This window comes from Subtercola sp. PAMC28395 (assembly GCF_018889995.1).
Taxonomy (GTDB): domain Bacteria; phylum Actinomycetota; class Actinomycetes; order Actinomycetales; family Microbacteriaceae; genus Subtercola.
On the sequence record NZ_CP076547.1, the window covers coordinates 3,166,610 to 3,181,899 of the forward strand.

Below are 15,290 nucleotides of genomic sequence, written 5' to 3' on the forward strand. Positions count from 1 at the left end.
ACTCAGTCAGTCTGGGGCACCAGGAACGCGTCGTTCACGAGGGCCCGCACCCGCGGCAGCAGATCGGCGACGAGCGCGGTCTCATCCGCCTCGAGCAGGTGTGCAAGCGCCCCGATGATCTGGCCGATCGCCAGGTCACCGTCGCAGGCCCCGACGAGGGCAGCGAGTGCCGTATCGAGCGACACCGAGCGGGCGAATCCACTGCCCTGCCGAAGCGTCATCACCGTCGGATTCTCCTGGCCGGGCCAGTAGTGTCGCTCCTCGGTCACATCGTGCGCGTACGTGACCGTCGAACCGAGAAGCGCAGTGTCTGACAGCGCCGACTGCCAGTCGAAGCCCGCGAGGCTGGCCTCGAAGTACTGGCCGAGTCCTGCTGGGTTCGAACCTCGCGCGTCGGTGAGTCGCTCGAAGCGGCGAAGAGGTCCTGCACTGAGACGTGCGGAGCTGAGACCTGCCGAGCCGACACCTGCGGGCCCGATACCTGCGGAGCCGACACCTGCGGGTCGGGAAGCCCGTCGCAGCAGCACGTAACCAAAACCGACGCTCTTCACACTCCTGGCCTCGAAGTCGTCGAGCCAGGCGGCATAGAGTTCGTCGAATTCCGGTGTACCCGGCCGCGTACCACCATCACGGATCCACGTCTCCGCGTACAGCGCGGCATCCTGCAGTTCGCGCTCGATGACCCACGCATCGAGGTTCGTCTCACTCGTCCACGCACTGACCCGGTCGAGCCCGTCGGCGGGCTCACCCGCACCTGCACCTGCACCCGCACCCGCACCCGCACCCGCACCCGCACGATACTCCCAGTTCCCCAGGAGCTGGGCGACACCGCCCTCTGTCAGGTGCGACTCCGCCCCCTGGATGACCGCCGCAACGAGCGCGTCACCCACCAGCCCGGCGTCTCGATACTCGTACATGGGAACTCCCGCGGTCCGCGGAGTGATGACGAACGGCGGGTTCGATACGATCTGATCGAATCTCTCCCCCGCGACCGGCTCGTACAGGCTGCCGAGACGGAACTCGATGTTGTCGATCGCGTTGAGCTCGGCGTTCAGCGCCGCAAGCTCCAGCGCACGGGCCGAGATGTCGGTCGCCACCACACGATCGGCGTGCCGCGAAGCGTGCATGGCCTGAATGCCGCACCCCGTACCCAGATCGAGCACACTGGCAACCTGCGTCGTGAGCATCAACCCGCTCAGGGTCATGGATGCTCCACCAACCCCCAGCACATGATCCACATCGAGCGGCCGCCCCAGCGCCGTCTCCCCGAGATCCGAGGCGATCCACCAGCTACCCGCTCCGAAGTTGTCGACAAAACTGTACGGACGCAGGTCGAGCCGCGCTGACACGAGGGCATCGTCATCCAGCGCCGGTTGGCCAGACGCAGGCCCCACCAACCCCAGCTGCTCAGCACCCCGCGATCCGAGCTGCGGAAGAGCATCATCCAATTGCCTGCTCGTGATAAGCACGTTCAGAACGAATACCGCCGCAAGCGTCTCGGCTTTCGATTGCGGAACACCGGCGACCCGGCGCCGACGGAGCGCCCGAACGGCCGGCAACCTCTGCCCACGGAACAGGGCAGCTGCAGCCTCCTCCCCCCACAGCTCCCCCACAGTCTCAACCGTGAATGAGGAGGTGATCAGGTCTCGGCGCAATCGGGCTATCAAGGGTGAACTCACCGATCCATTCAACTGCATCAGCCCGGTCAGTGCGTCACCTACAATCAACCCATGAATGCGGATGATGCCCCTTCTGCCCAGGCTGGCTACTCCTCCACACCCCAGGCTCGCAAGCTCGGACTCAAGCCAGCGATGCGTGTGTGCCTCGACGAAGCTCCCCCCGGCTGGATGCTCGACTCTCCCCCGCCCGACATCCACATCGTGCACCTCGCCGACGTGCACCTCGCCGACGTGCATCCCGCCGACGTGCATCCCCCCGAGCTGCCCGAGCTGGTCGTGGCCTTCTTCCGACGTGCCGAGGAGCTTGCAGAACGGCTCCCGTCACTCTCAGCCAGCATCTTCCCCACCGGAGCGCTGTGGATCGCCTGGCCGCGCAAGGCGGCCGGTCACATCAGCGACCTCGGTGACAGTGTGATCCGGGAGACTGCACTCTCCTTCGGCATCGTCGACGTCAAAGTGGCCGCACTCGATAGCGATTGGTCTGCCCTGAAGTTCGTCTGGAGGGTGGAGAACAGAGTTTCGTGACACTGTCGGCGGGCTGACTTAGGGTCTTTTCATGAAGCATTCAATTGTTCCTCCGTATCTCCTGGCCAAGATCGCCCAGGCCGACGAGCACGGAATGGCCGTTGCTGCCGCCGCGGCGCGGCGCGCGCTCGAGGGCACCGAACCGCTGCACGAAGAACGCCGTCTCCATGCCACAGAGGTACAGCACTTCAGCGCCAGCACTCCCCACTCGAAAGGCGATCCTGCCGCCCGCCCTGTGGTCCACGCGGTCCCCCCGGTCGTCCACCGCACGATCTCCGATGCCCAGGGTGCCGAAAGACTGCCCGGGCGAATCGTTCGTCACGAGGGCGAATCGGCAACCGCAGATGTGGCGGTCACTGAAGCGTACGACGGCCTCGGAGCAACCTTCACCCTCTTCAGCCAGGTATTCGGGCGTGATTCGATCGACGGCAGGGGCCTGCCCCTCCTCGCCACGGTGCACTATGGGCGCGGCTACGACAACGCGTACTGGGACGGCGAGCGAATGGTGTTCGGCGACGGCGACGGCGAAGTCTTCGGCCGTTTCACCTCCTCCGTCTCGGTGATCGGTCACGAACTCGCCCACGGTGTCACCCAGTTCAGCTCCGGGCTGGCCTACGAGGGGCAATCGGGCGCACTCAACGAATCGTTCTCCGACGTGATGGGAGTACTGGTCGAACAGCACCAGAACAACCAGACCGCCGCTGAAGCCAGTTGGCTCGTCGGTGAGGGGCTCTTCACCCCCGCGGTGCAGGGCAAGGCGCTCCGGTCGATGACCGCTCCCGGCACGGCGTATGACGACGACGTGCTCGGCAAAGACCCGCAGCCAGCCGACATGGCGCACTACGTGAAGACGACCGACGACAACGGCGGGGTGCACCTGAATTCGGGCATCCCCAACAGGGCTTTCGCCCTCACCGCGCTTGAACTCGGCGGCTTCGCCTGGCAGCGCGCGGGCCAGATCTGGTACGACACGATGACCGCTGCGGGCGCACCTGCTGGCTCTGTTGCACCCACCCTCCTTCCAGCCAAGGCCGACTTCGCCACCTTTGCCGCAGCAACCGTGACCGCCGCGACCCTCCGGTACGGCGCTGCTTCGCCAGAAGCAGAAGCCGTTGGCGCCGCGTGGGTGAAAGTGGGAGTCTTGAAGGGTGGTTCACGCACCTGAAACCCCGGTCCCGCCCCCGCGGCGAACAGCACCCCGCCAGCCTGCTGCATCGCCGCAACTTCTCGTGTCCGTCGCGCGTTCAGGCGGGTTTGCAGGCCTGAACCGCATCTGGACGGCAGAGGCGAGCGGTGACGCCGACGTCGGCGCTTGGTGCACCCTGCTTGATGAGTGTTCATGGGAGAGCGACCCAGGAACCCACAGTACTGACCCCCCTGTCGGGTCTATACCCGTTGACGAATCCACCGCGCCTGACCGCTTCACCTATCGCATCAGCGTCTCAACCTCGACCGACGACGGTGCGCAACCCGAACGCCGTGCTGTGGTGGCTGAATCCGACCTCACCGACTCGTGGCGGGAGCTGATCGACAGGGTGAAGAGCGCTACGAGCCAATAGCACGCCGGCGGCTCGACAGTGCACGTGCGTGGTGGACATGGTGCCACTGTCTGGCCGCCTTGCGGGCAGTCGAAGTGACTTCGGGCCCGAATACACTCTCACTATGCCACCTGCCCAGCCAACCCTTGCGCGGCTTCGACTGCGACCGGTGCTGCCGAGAGACAGACACGAGAGCCATCGGGCCGCGAGCTCGCTCGAACTGTTCTTCGACCTCGTGTTCGTCGTCGCCGTCTCTTTCGCATCCGTATCGCTGCATACTCTCGAGGTCGAGCACCAGGCATGGGCCGGGCTCCTGAACTACTGCATGGTGTTCTTCGCCATCTGGTGGGCCTGGATGAACTTCACCTGGTTCGCCACAGCCTTCGACAACGACGACTGGCTCTACCGTGTCACAACCATCACGCAGATGGCCGGGGTGCTCGTTCTGGCTGCCGGGGTGCCACAGTCGATGGAGCACGGAGACTTCGTGCTCATCACCTTCGGCTACGTGATCATGCGGCTGGCCATGGTCAGCCAGTGGATAAGGGTCGCGAGCAATTCACCCCGGTTCCGGATGACCGCACTCAAGTACGCCGCCGGCATCACCGTCGTTCAGCTCTTCTGGGTACTGAGGTTGCTGTTGCCCGCAGAGTTCGGCGTGCTGAGCTTCTTCGTACTGGTCGCAGCCGAGGTTCTGGTTCCGATCTGGGCCGAGCGCAAGACCGTCACGCCCTGGCACAGCCACCACATCGCAGAGCGCTACGGCCTCTTCACCCTGATCGTGCTCGGTGAGGGGCTGCTGGGTTCAGCCAACGCCATCGTCAACGGCATGACGGATTCCGAACATGTTCTGCCCCTCATTGTGCTCGCGGCCAGCGGCCTGATCGTGGTCGCCGGTATGTGGTGGATCTACTTCGCGGTGCCGCAGCATTCGAGGCTCGGCAACCTGAGCCAGTCGTTGAAGTTCGGGTACTCGCACTATTTCATCTTCGCTGCCGCCGGCGCTGTCTCTGCGGGAATAGAAGTGGCCGTGGAGTTCTACGCCGGCCACACCGAACTCACCAATACCGAAGCATCTCTGACCCTCACCCTCCCCGTTGCGATCTTCATCATCGGCGTCTGGGTACTGACGATCCGGCCGAAGAACCCACTGGTTCGCGCACGCCCAATCGTCAACACGATCATCCCCGTGGCCGCAGTATTCATCGCCATGAGCGCCTTCACGCCCTGGGCTGAGATCGTAACGGCCATGATCGTGGTGCTGATCGTGGCGACCCTCGTGGTGGCCACCGCCGAGGCACGAGAATCGACTGAGACGTCGCCCGGCTTGGTAGATTGAAACTGTCGACCGAAACTGTCAACTGAAACGGTCGACTGAAACTCTCGGCTGAAACTCTCGGCTGAAACTCTCGACTGCCCGGGAACGATATCGGCCCCGCCGCTGTTGTACCAGGTATGACTGTTTCTGCTGAGCACATTGCTCTCTCCGTGCTCGACCTCGCCCCCATCGCACCCGGGCAGTCCGCCCGCGACAGCTTCGCCGCCAGCGTGGCGCTGGCACAGACGGCAGAGAAACACGGCTACCGGCGCGTCTGGTACGCCGAGCACCACAACATGGCCTCGATCGCGTCATCGGCCACGAGCATCCTGATCGGTCATGTCGCTGGCCAGACCTCGACCATTCGGCTTGGTGCCGGAGGCATCATGCTGCCGAACCACGCGCCACTCACCATCGCTGAGCAGTTCGGCACCCTGGCGACCCTCTACCCCGACCGCATCGACCTCGGCCTCGGCCGGGCTCCCGGCAGCGACCAGGTCACCATGCGCGCGATGCGCCGCGATGCGCAGTCGTCAGATCAGTTCCCCGAAGACGTGCTCGAACTCCAGGGCTACCTTCGCGGCGAATCGCGGGTGCCCGGCGTGCAAGCCATACCAGGGGCCGGTACCGACGTGCCGCTGTACATTCTCGGATCCTCGCTCTTCGGCGCCCAGCTCGCCGCCGCGTTCGGTCTGCCGTACGCCTTTGCTTCGCATTTCTCACCGGATGCCCTGCACGAAGCAGTCGCGATCTACCGCCGTGACTTCACACCATCGCGGCAGCTGGCCGAACCGCACGTCATCGCCGGCGTCAATGTCATCGCTGCCGATGACGCAGAAGATGCCCAGCAGCAGTTCATCACCACCCGCCGCGCCCGCGTTCGGGGAATGCTCTCGCGTGGCCCTGCTGGCAACACAGCTGGCGGGCCGGCGAACGAGTACAGCGACGACGAGATCGACCAGTTCCTCACCACACCGAACGGCCGAGGTATCGCGAACATGATGAAGTACACCGTCGCCGGCACGCCAGACGACGTGCGCGACTACCTCGAGGCTTTCGCGGTGTCAGCACAGGCAGACGAACTCATCATCGGGTTCCAGTCGCAGAACATCGCCGATCGCCTTCGCTCCGTCGAGCTGACGGCCAACGCGATGCTGGGGGTTGCGGCCTAGGAGTTCGCTTCACGACCGTCAGTATTCCGGCATCGGTCTTCAGGCGTCCACAAACCCCTCAACATAGGCGTCGATCTCCGCACGGTATATCGCCTTGTCTGTGTCGCTGAGCCAGGAGGCATCGAATGAATTCCTGGCCAACGTCACCACGTCGTCGAGGCTGAGGTTCGCCCTCTCGACGAGCGCGACATAGTTCTTCGCGATATACGCCCCGAAATACGCCGGATCGTCAGAGTTGACGCACACCAGGGCGCCCTGTCGCAGGAGCTCGACGATTTCGTCTGCCTTCATATCAGCTGTGACGAAGCTGTTCGAGACAGGGCACGTGGTGAAACCGACCCCACGTTGGATGGCGAGCGCGACGAGAGCGGGATTCTCGACGATGTTCGTGCCGTGGTCGATGCGGTCGACGCCGATGTCTTCGAGCACCTGCCGGATGTTCTCGATGCTGCCGAGCTGGTCTATGTCGCAGTGCATGGTGAGTTTCAGACCCTCGGCCCTGGCAAGCTCGAACACGGGCTGGAACTTCACCGGAGGATTTTCCCGCTCATCGGAGTCGAGGCCGACCCCGATGAAGTGTTCCTTGAACGCCAGGGCTTCGCGCAGCGTCTCGAGCGCGCTCTCGGCGGAGAAGTCACGCAGAAAGCAGAGAATGAGCTCCGCAGACACCCCGAGTGCAGCCGCGTCGCGCGCAGCATGCGAATAGCCGAGAATCACGTTCGAAATCGGCACCCCTCGTGAGGTGTGCGCCTGCGGATCGAAGAAGGCCTCGACCCGCCGCACGCCGTCGGCCGCTGCCCGCACAAAATAGGCAGAGGCGAGGTCGTAGAAGTCCTGTTCCTCGACGAGTACATCCATCGCCGGGTAGTACACAGCAAGAAAACTCGCCAGCGAATCGAACTGGTAGGTCGCCCGCACCTCCTCCACGGTGTTCTGGCCGACGTCGACGCCGTTGCGCCGGGCGAGGGCGAGTTTGAGTTCCGGCTCCAACGTGCCTTCGAGGTGCAGATGCAGCTCACACTTCGGCAATCCGGCGAGAAACTCGGGGCTGAGGGCTGAGACATTCGACATGAGCTGTGTGCCTTTCGATCGGATTCGCTCGAGACGCTAGCACGCCGGAATATCGGCCGTGTTGCGTGAATGTTGCAACATGGGCATCTCTGGGGGGATGCGCATTGCCGCCGAATCTGACAGAGTGATCTCCCGGGATACATGAGGAGATGTCATGAAGGCGCGAAAGAAGTGGATGATCTGGCTGATCGTCGGCGTAACTGCACTTGTGGTGACAGGTCTTGTGATCACCGTGGTCGTCCTCGCTCAGAACAACTCGAAGCTTCTCGCGGCTGCGAGTACGTCACCGGCCAGCTCATCGCCTTCAGACAGTTCCGCACCGGCGTCAACGCCGTCTGCTGGGCCGACAACGCGATCCTCCCCTTCAGCGCCCGGATCGACTGCACCGACATCACAACCATCGTCTGGCACCGCGTCCACGCTCGCCGTCACCTCGTTCTCGGTCATGCCCACCACCGTCACCTGCTCCACCGGCGCGCCGGGCACCAGCGGATTCCAGAGCACGCCACTGCACATCACCTGGACGAGTACCGGCGGAAAAGAAGCGTGGATCGGCGTCGACGCCTCCGACGCTCAAGCCGCACCCTATGCGGGCCCCCTGGCGCCAGGCTCAGGATCCTTTGACGATCTCGTCTATGGCTGCCCCGACAACCACAGCTACACGATCACGATCGTGGCTTGAAACGGCAAGAAGGCCAGCACGTCCGTCACTGTGACCAACAACGGTGACCACTGAGGGCAGCCGGCAAGCCAGGCAACCGGACTGCTAGCCAGCCACATTGACCATACCCATCAACTGTGCCGGGCCGCGGCTGCGATTTCCTGTTCTGTCAGCCCAGACAGGAAATCGCTCGGCTCTTCACGCTCGCCTCGACACCCACGTGAGGCATTCGAACAATGTGGTCGGCGCGTTTTCAAAGAATGCCCCGAGTTATCAAAGAATCAAGGACGCTCTTCACTGTGCTGCGAACCACGGTTACCCACGAACGGCACTGTATGAAGACATGTGAATGCCAACCCAGTGCGGAGCGTGGGAGTTCGAGGCGAGCCTCGGCGGTGTTGTGGCGTCTTGTATCCGATGAAGGACTTCTCCAACTGGAGATCTGCAGTCAAGCTAGTCTGCTTCCAAGCACGCGCTCCGTACTCTAGCACATCACCCTCATGCGAGAGATGAACGTCACTTCGAGGGGTTCGGCGTGAAGGTATGCCCGAGCGCAGTCGACAGTGCCACGAACATCCGTGTAGCCGGAGACGAACACACTGCTGTACGTGGATCGTCGGTCAGCACGGGCGATACCTCACAATTGCCCGAAGGAATATCGCTGTTCGTCTGCACGACAACAGTGGTGTCTGTGGTCGTGTCGTAGAAAAGACTGGTGTTGTACCCAGGTAGCTCACCCGTGTGCCCGACCCACCCACCGATGCAGCCCACAGCGATGCCATAACCGGCCGCGCCCGGGAACGATGTCAGGCGTTCGGTCTGGCTGGCCGTGTCGAGCAGGCCCTGGCCCGTGGCAAGCGCCCTCCCGTAGGTGAGCAGATCGGGCATGTTCGAGATCAGCTCGCCGGCGGTGAAGCCCCAGGCGGGGTTCCAGTTCGTCGCGTTGCTCGGGGCGGAAGGGGTCGCATAATCCCCTTGCAGGGTGAAACCCTGGGCGTACGGCTCGGGCATGGCCGTCTGGTCACCCGGCCACGACGTGCTCGTGAGGCTGAGTGGTTTCAGGATGCGCTCGGCAAAGACGTCTGAAACCGGCTCACCCGTGACTTTTTCGATGACCAGACCCAGGAGAACGGTGTTGGTGTTCGAATAGTCGAATTGCTCTCCCGGCGCGAAGATCGGGGACTTCTCAACCCCCGCGGCCACCAACTCGGTCGGCGTGAAGATCGTCTCAGGCTTGGCGAAATACACGTCGGTGAACGAAGAATTCATCGTGTAGCTTGCTATGCCGCTCGTCATCGAGGCGAGCTGGCGCAGGGTGATCTGGTCGCCGTTCGGAATGCCCGGGATGTACTTTCCGATCGTGTCGTCGAGCGAGAGCTTCTTGTCTTCAGCCAGCTGCATCAGCAGTGTGCCGGTGAAGGTCTTCGTCACAGAGCCGATTCGAGTGTGCATGCCCACCTGCATCGGTGCGCCTGTCGACGGATCAGCTACTCCGTATGCCGACATCCAGGTGCCCTGCGGAGTACGTACGCCGACGATTGCCCCTGGCGAGGCAGCTTCAGTGAACGACGACCGGGCAGCCGCGTCCAGTGAATCAGTTACGGCCGCGGGCAATACGCCGGTGATCATCTGGGACGTGGGTTGGCGACTGATGACCGACGCGACACCAGAAACGCACGTCGAATCGACTACGGCAGCCGGAGAGGACGTGACTGTCTGAGCAGAGCCTCGTTGCGCACACGCGGTGAGGGCGAAACCCAGCACCACGACAAGCGCGGCGACAGCCGAGCCGGAAGATCGTCTCCGGCCGGACAATCTCTTCTGGACGGACGATCGCTTCTGGACGGGCAATCTCTTCTGGACGGACAATCGCTTGAAGAAAGACAATCGCATCTGGACAGCCGATCGCTTCATTGCGGCACCCTCTCATGTGGTTCATGCTGCAGCGTGTTCCCGAATTATATTGGCGGCGTTCAAGCCCCGTCATCTGTTCAGGGCGAGCATTTCACCCGCCTAGACTGAAACCTGGATTTGAGAGCGCTCTCACAGTCGGGCTCGTGCAAGCGACAAAGCAGACAGCCAACCAGACAGCCAACTAGACAGTCAGACCAACTGACAAACAGCCAAACAGACAGTCAGACCAACTGACACACATACCAACTGACACTCAGAGATGGGCAGGACACGCGTGACAGCCACGATCCAGGTCGAAGGCGTCACGCCAACCGCTATCGCCGGGCCCCGCGTACGTCGCGACATTCAAGGACTCCGCGCCATAGCCGTCATAGCGGTAGTGCTCGATCATCTGCTGCACTGGCCAAGTGGCGGTTTCGCCGGCGTCGACATCTTCTTCGTGATCTCGGGTTTCCTGATCACCGGCATCCTGCTTCGAATGCATGACACGGCGGCCACGAACGCGCCAGGCTCACACTCTTTCACCGACTTCTACACACGCCGCATCCGCAGGATCGTTCCCGCCGCAGTGACGGTTCTCGTCGTGACCACGACGCTCGGCTTTCTCTTGTTCAACCGCGGCAAGGCGCTGTCGACGCTCTGGGATGCCGTCTTCGCATTCTTCTTCGTCTCGAACTGGCATTTCGCAGCGACCGGAACCGATTACTTCCAGGCCGGAGACTCGCTTTCTCCCCTGCAGCACTTCTGGTCTCTGTCACTAGAGGAACAGTTCTACCTCGTCTGGCCCGTGCTCGTCCTGGGGTGCCTTGCACTCGGGGCGCGGTTCACCCGTTCGTCGCTGCGGGACGGGTCACAGCAGCAGGGGTCGCTGCGGGGCGGGTCAGAGCAGCAGGGGTCGCTGCAGGACAGGTCACAGCAGGGCGGGTCGCTGCAGGACAGGTCACAGCAAGGCGGGTCGCAGTGGCACCCGAATCTTCCTGGACGGCTCATCGTCTGGGCAGTCGTCGCTGCCGTCGTGGTGGTTTCATTTTCGTTCAGCCTTACCGAGACCGCCACACACCCCACCGCAGCCTACTTCTCGACGTTCTCCCGCGCGTGGGAACTGGGAGCGGGAGCTCTTCTCGCCATCTCCGCGCCCTTGTTCGCCAGGATGCCCCGCGCCCTCTGCGTGCTTCTCGCATGGGTTGGCTCCATCATCCTGATCGCTTCCCTCTTCGTCATCGACGACACGCTTCCCTTCCCCGCGCCGTGGGCCGCACTGCCGGTGGGCGCGACCCTCCTGGTCATCGCCGCAGGTATCCGGGGCTCGACGACAGGGCTCTTTCCCCTCACGAACCCGGTGAGCGTGTTCGTCGGCAACCTCTCGTATTCGCTCTACCTCTGGCACCTGCCGGTGATCGTGTTCGCCCTGCTCTTTCTCCCGGCGCCGACACTCGAGAACACCCTGATCATCGGTGCCCTCATTCTCGCGGTGTCGCTCGTTTCATACTTCCTGATCGAGCAGCCCCTCCACCGATCACCGTGGTTGCAGTCGTTCGACTCGGGGCCGCACACATCAGGGCCGTACACATCAGGGCCACACACATCAGAGCCACCCACCCACGACACCGACGGCGTGACGCGCCGACAGGCGCGTTCGGCAGCGTGGCAGGAGTGGCGCGACCGGTTCGGAACCCAGTTCATCCTTTCGACGGTGGGACTCGTCGCCGTGGTCGCTGTGATCGCTGTGTCTATCGAGGTGTCACTTCGTGATGCACCGTTGCCCGGCGCACCGGTCTCCAGCAGCCTTGCTGTTCCCGATCAGGATCCCACCGTCGCCCTGCAGGCAGACCTGGCCTCAGCGGCTTCGTCATCAGCATGGCCGAGCGACCTTTCACCGTCACTCGACGACGCGATTTCACGCACGTCGAGCGACAACCCGGCAAATAGCTGTTTCGCCGTAGGAGACACGCCGAATTTCGACGATTGCACCTGGGGCAGCCACAGTGCCCCGAATCACCTGTATCTGGTGGGCGATTCGACGGCGCTTGCGTATGCACCCGCTTTCAAGGAGATCGCCGAGGCCAGCGCCGGCTTGTGGCAGGTGACGGCCGTGGGGCTCTACGGCTGCCGATTCACCGATGTATTGGTGCAGAATGACGGGTCTGGTGTGATGGATGTGTGCACGCAGCGAAAGGATGACATCGCTGCGAAGATCGCTGCAGACGCACCCCGACTCGTCGTCGTCTCGAATGCCTTTGCACTCGGTAAATCGAGCGCCGGCACCCCCTTGAGTGTTGACGACATCACGACTTCTACCCTCGCGGAGAGTGCGAAATACAATGCTGCGGGCCGATTGGTATACCTCGCACCGCCACCGCTTGGCTCTGACCTGGGTCGCTGCTACTCACAGGTGTCGAGCCCGCAGGACTGTAATGCCGGTATCGACCAGGCCTGGCAGGATTTCGCCGGCGCCACCGAAGCAGCCGCAAGCGCCAACGGAGACCACTTCGTGACATCGCTGCCGTTCAGCTGCTCGAACGGCGTGTGCCCGGCTTTCGCCGGAACCCTTCCGACGAAGTACGACTCGGTGCACCTCACGGCGGAATATTCGGCGCACATCGGCCCGGTCATCCAGCAGGAATTTGTTGCTCTCGGTCTGATGTGACGCGCGGAGTCACAACAGGTGCGAGTGATTGCGGCAGCACCTCATGGCGGGCACACGTCATTGCAGACACACGTCACTTCAGGCACACATCACTGCAGGCACACATCACTGCAGGCACACGTCACTACAGGTACACATCACTGAAGACTGGTGCGGCGTTGCGTGCAGGGGCGCGGCGTTTGCCTCCAGTCGACACAGGGCGGAGGGATGATGTGCGGCACTCCGTCGCGCATGACCATTCGCCAGCCTGACTTGTGCACATTTGCATGGTGAAAATGACAGAGGAGCACCCCGTTGTCGATGTCTGTAGGCCCGCGAGGGTGATACTCAGTGAGCCAGGGCGTGACGTGGTGCGTTTCGGCCCACGACGGCGGTCGTTCACAGCCCGGCCACACGCACCCTCCGTCGCGAACTGCAAGGGCCCGATTCTGCGCGGCGGTGAACAGGCGCCGGGTCTTGCCGTGCTGCATCACTCGGCCATTCTCGCCCAGGAGAGTAGTGATGAAGTCACCGTGACACAGCAATTGCCGAACCGTGGAAACGGGAACAGGCTCGACGAGACCATCGATCCATCCCACACCCCGCCCACTCACAACATCAGAAAGCGACGCGTGGAGGTTGACCGTGGGCCTGGCCCCATTGAGGCGCGGCATCTCGGGGAGACCGGCAGCTTTGACGAGCAGTTCGGTGAAACCGTCGAGCAAGAGCTGTGGCCTCGTGCGTGGCTCCACGAGTGTCGGGTCACCACCGACGTTGGTCTCAGCCTCGGTCTGGATTCCAGTTTCGGCCTCAGCTCCAGCAGCTCCACCTGAAAATGAGGGTCTGGTGCGCGGACTCAGAAAGGACTCGGCGAGAGCCAGCCACTTGGCCGCGACATCTGGCGGCAACAGCCCGGCGATCTTGTACCAACCCGAAGGCAGCGACGTCAACGTCATGCCGCGCTTCTCCTGCAGATCCTCGTCGCGGGGCTCTGCACCGTCTGGGTCCAGGTGTTCGCGCAACCGCGTCGCCAGCAGGTCGACCTCATCTGCGGTGAAGCCCGTGCCCCCGTCGACGAGAGGACGGGCAGCAAGCACGAGCGTATCTTCAGCTTCGTGCAGGTCTGCGCCGAAGCCTGATCGTCTCGCAGCCTGGGTGAGTTTCTCTGTGATCACCGCCGCCGCGTCCACATTGATCAAACCCTCGATGAGCGCCTTCTCTACCGCTGGGAAATTCGATTCGTTGCTCGTGCCTATGAGACTCATCGTCGATTGTGCTGCCGCCGCCAGCGTGATGCGCCCTTTTGCGCTGTGAATCGAAACCCCGGTCAGTCGGGCGACCAGTTTCGGCACCGTCGGCACGCCGTGCCGCACAGTAAGCCGCGCATCGCCCCGTTCGGGTTCAGACCGTTCGGCAATCAGCCCAGCGAACCTCACTCGGGCGGCATCGGCCACCCTGCCAAGCTTTTCGGCGAGTACGGTTGCAGCCACGACCTCGTCGTCAGCAAGGCCAAATGGTGCCACCGCATCGAATGCCCCGATACCGTCAAGGTCGGCGACAACCGCGATGAGCCCCTCTGCCACGCTCGAGAGCGGCACTTCATAAGATCTCTCTGCTGGGCCATACTGTGCCGGCACTCCCGACCGCGGTGCCGCAGCGGAAAGCCCTGCCGCACCGGAGAAGCCTGCCGCCCCGGAGAGCCCTGCCGCACCGGAGAACCCTGCCGCGGTGGGGCGCGGATCGGGCTCAGCCGCGGAGGGGGAATCCTCCTGCAAATCGGTCATGCATGAAGCATCGCACCAACCACTGACATTCACTCATCTATTGCTTGTCGGCGAGGAACAAGCGGAGCCGCGCTGCCAGGGACGTGTGATGCGGGAGCATCAGAGACCGTGGATCAACAAAGCGATCGCGTCATCTGCGAGGCTGCGTCACCTGTGTCACCGGCGTGAGCCGCGGGCCTGTCACCTGCGTCACCTGCGCCACCGGCGTCACCGGCGTGACCGGCGTGAGCTGCGGGCCGGCGTGAGCCGCGGGCCTGTCACCTGCGTCACCTGCGTCGCCCGCGTCAGCTGCGGGCCTGCGTCAACAGCGAAAGTCCCCCGAGGAGCAGTGTGAGTCCGAATTCGAACGCTGCTGTTCCGTTCGCCGGGCTCACCCCACCCCCCGTCGCGTGCACTTCACTCGCGGATTCGGGACCAACAGCGTGGGCAGGCGCTACAACCCCGAGGCTGTCGGCCTGCAACCTCTGTTGCTCGTGCCAGACATGACCGAGCACATAGTGCAACAGGGCGGCGGCCGACGCCTCGCTCGTCTGTGCGTCAAATCCCCCGCTGGCGATCGCCGCTGCCAACCGAAGGTGCGCTTCGCCTGCTCCAAGTCCCAGCGCCAGTGTGCTCGACACGACTTCGGCACTGTCTCGATACGCAAGCAGCGCGTCACGCAGCGCCAGAGCCTCTGCCCGGGTTGCCAGCTGCCAGGATGCCCGTTCTGAAGCCGCGGCGCTCACGCCATCCCTTGCTTGTGCCCCATCTCGCATCACATCTCGCGCCGCATCTGGCACCCGCGCCCCCGCGATGATCCGGTCGGCGACCGCGGCCAGAAGCGCCTGCTTGTTCTCGAAGTGCCAGTAGAGCGCACTCGGTTGCACGTCGAGCTTCGCCGCAAGTCGACGCATGGTGAGGTCGGGCAGGCCCAATTCGTCGAGGATGCCGAGTGCGGCATCCACAACATCGACCCGGGAGTGACGGGTCGACCTGGCGGTCGTTGCGGGATCAGTGTTCATC

The 15,290-nt window shown here is 63.3% G+C and carries 13 protein-coding genes; 8 read left to right on the forward strand and 5 right to left on the reverse strand.

Annotated features, from left to right (window positions below; genetic code table 11):
- Nucleotides 1-2 precede the first annotated feature (2 nt).
- A complete protein-coding gene (locus KPL76_RS14445) occupies nt 3-1,697 on the reverse strand; it encodes a class I SAM-dependent methyltransferase (RefSeq protein ID WP_216336569.1) in 1,695 nt (564 codons plus the stop codon).
- Between the two features lie 33 nt (nt 1,698-1,730).
- Between KPL76_RS14445 and KPL76_RS14450 the strand changes: the two genes are divergently transcribed.
- From KPL76_RS14450 to KPL76_RS14470, 5 genes are all read left to right on the forward strand, one after another.
- On the forward strand, nt 1,731-2,204 hold the full coding sequence (locus KPL76_RS14450; RefSeq protein ID WP_216334262.1) for a DUF3052 domain-containing protein: 474 nt from the start codon (nt 1,731-1,733) through the stop codon (nt 2,202-2,204).
- 31 nt (nt 2,205-2,235) lie between these two features.
- A complete protein-coding gene (locus KPL76_RS14455) occupies nt 2,236-3,369 on the forward strand; it encodes a M4 family metallopeptidase (RefSeq protein WP_216334263.1) in 1,134 nt (377 codons plus the stop codon).
- 64 nt (nt 3,370-3,433) lie between these two features.
- On the forward strand, nt 3,434-3,763 hold the full coding sequence (locus KPL76_RS14460) for a protealysin inhibitor emfourin (protein ID WP_216334265.1): 330 nt from the start codon (nt 3,434-3,436) through the stop codon (nt 3,761-3,763).
- Nucleotides 3,764-3,866: 103 nt separating this feature from the next.
- On the forward strand, nt 3,867-5,081 hold the full coding sequence (locus KPL76_RS14465) for a low temperature requirement protein A (protein WP_216334267.1): 1,215 nt from the start codon (nt 3,867-3,869) through the stop codon (nt 5,079-5,081).
- Nucleotides 5,082-5,197: 116 nt separating this feature from the next.
- Nucleotides 5,198-6,232: an LLM class flavin-dependent oxidoreductase gene (locus KPL76_RS14470; protein ID WP_216334269.1), complete on the forward strand. Its 1,035-nt coding sequence runs from the start codon at nt 5,198-5,200 to the stop codon at nt 6,230-6,232.
- 39 nt (nt 6,233-6,271) lie between these two features.
- Here KPL76_RS14470 and add read toward each other — a convergent pair whose 3' ends face one another.
- Nucleotides 6,272-7,303 (reverse strand): adenosine deaminase, encoded by a 1,032-nt coding sequence (add, locus tag KPL76_RS14475; protein WP_216334271.1) that lies wholly within the window; start codon nt 7,301-7,303, stop codon nt 6,272-6,274.
- 154 nt (nt 7,304-7,457) lie between these two features.
- On the opposite strand from add, the gene KPL76_RS14480 reads away from it, so the two are divergent.
- The gene (locus KPL76_RS14480) at nt 7,458-7,985 is read left to right on the forward strand and encodes a hypothetical protein (RefSeq protein ID WP_216334273.1); all 528 of its coding nucleotides are present in this window, start codon (nt 7,458-7,460) and stop codon (nt 7,983-7,985) included.
- Between the two features lie 495 nt (nt 7,986-8,480).
- On the opposite strand, the gene KPL76_RS14485 is transcribed toward KPL76_RS14480, so the two are convergent.
- On the reverse strand, nt 8,481-9,470 hold the full coding sequence (locus KPL76_RS14485) for a serine hydrolase (RefSeq protein ID WP_253202272.1): 990 nt from the start codon (nt 9,468-9,470) through the stop codon (nt 8,481-8,483).
- Between KPL76_RS14485 and KPL76_RS14835 the strand changes: the two genes are divergently transcribed.
- Nucleotides 9,415-9,684, forward strand: coding sequence for a hypothetical protein (locus KPL76_RS14835; RefSeq protein WP_253202306.1), 270 nt, complete (start codon nt 9,415-9,417; stop codon nt 9,682-9,684). The two genes, KPL76_RS14485 and KPL76_RS14835, sit on opposite strands and share 56 nt — an antisense overlap.
- A gap of 468 nt (nt 9,685-10,152) precedes the next feature.
- Nucleotides 10,153-12,525, forward strand: coding sequence for an acyltransferase family protein (locus KPL76_RS14490; protein ID WP_253202072.1), 2,373 nt, complete (start codon nt 10,153-10,155; stop codon nt 12,523-12,525).
- Between the two features lie 137 nt (nt 12,526-12,662).
- On the opposite strand, the gene KPL76_RS14495 is transcribed toward KPL76_RS14490, so the two are convergent.
- Nucleotides 12,663-14,288 carry an HNH endonuclease signature motif containing protein gene (locus tag KPL76_RS14495; RefSeq protein WP_216334279.1) on the reverse strand — a complete coding sequence of 542 codons (1,626 nt, stop codon included), beginning with the start codon at nt 14,286-14,288 and terminating at the stop codon, nt 12,663-12,665.
- 284 nt (nt 14,289-14,572) lie between these two features.
- Nucleotides 14,573-15,289 (reverse strand): TetR/AcrR family transcriptional regulator C-terminal domain-containing protein, encoded by a 717-nt coding sequence (locus KPL76_RS14500; protein WP_253202073.1) that lies wholly within the window; start codon nt 15,287-15,289, stop codon nt 14,573-14,575.
- Between the last annotated feature and the right edge of the window lies 1 nt (nt 15,290).

What these genes read in the sequence shown, in the direction of transcription:
- KPL76_RS14445 (WP_216336569.1), bottom strand. Translation starts at nt 1,697, where the DNA reads ATGCAGTTGAATGGATCGGTGAGTTCACCCTTGATAGCCCGATTGCGC.
- KPL76_RS14450 (WP_216334262.1), top strand. Translation starts at nt 1,731, where the DNA reads ATGAATGCGGATGATGCCCCTTCTGCCCAGGCTGGCTACTCCTCCACA.
- KPL76_RS14455 (WP_216334263.1), top strand. Translation starts at nt 2,236, where the DNA reads ATGAAGCATTCAATTGTTCCTCCGTATCTCCTGGCCAAGATCGCCCAG.
- KPL76_RS14465 (WP_216334267.1), top strand. Translation starts at nt 3,867, where the DNA reads ATGCCACCTGCCCAGCCAACCCTTGCGCGGCTTCGACTGCGACCGGTG.
- KPL76_RS14470 (WP_216334269.1), top strand. Translation starts at nt 5,198, where the DNA reads ATGACTGTTTCTGCTGAGCACATTGCTCTCTCCGTGCTCGACCTCGCC.
- add (WP_216334271.1), bottom strand. Translation starts at nt 7,303, where the DNA reads ATGTCGAATGTCTCAGCCCTCAGCCCCGAGTTTCTCGCCGGATTGCCG.
- KPL76_RS14480 (WP_216334273.1), top strand. Translation starts at nt 7,458, where the DNA reads ATGAAGGCGCGAAAGAAGTGGATGATCTGGCTGATCGTCGGCGTAACT.
- KPL76_RS14835 (WP_253202306.1), top strand. Translation starts at nt 9,415, where the DNA reads ATGCCCACCTGCATCGGTGCGCCTGTCGACGGATCAGCTACTCCGTAT.
- KPL76_RS14485 (WP_253202272.1), bottom strand. Translation starts at nt 9,470, where the DNA reads ATGTCGGCATACGGAGTAGCTGATCCGTCGACAGGCGCACCGATGCAG.
- KPL76_RS14495 (WP_216334279.1), bottom strand. Translation starts at nt 14,288, where the DNA reads ATGACCGATTTGCAGGAGGATTCCCCCTCCGCGGCTGAGCCCGATCCG.
- KPL76_RS14500 (WP_253202073.1), bottom strand. Translation starts at nt 15,289, where the DNA reads ATGAACACTGATCCCGCAACGACCGCCAGGTCGACCCGTCACTCCCGG.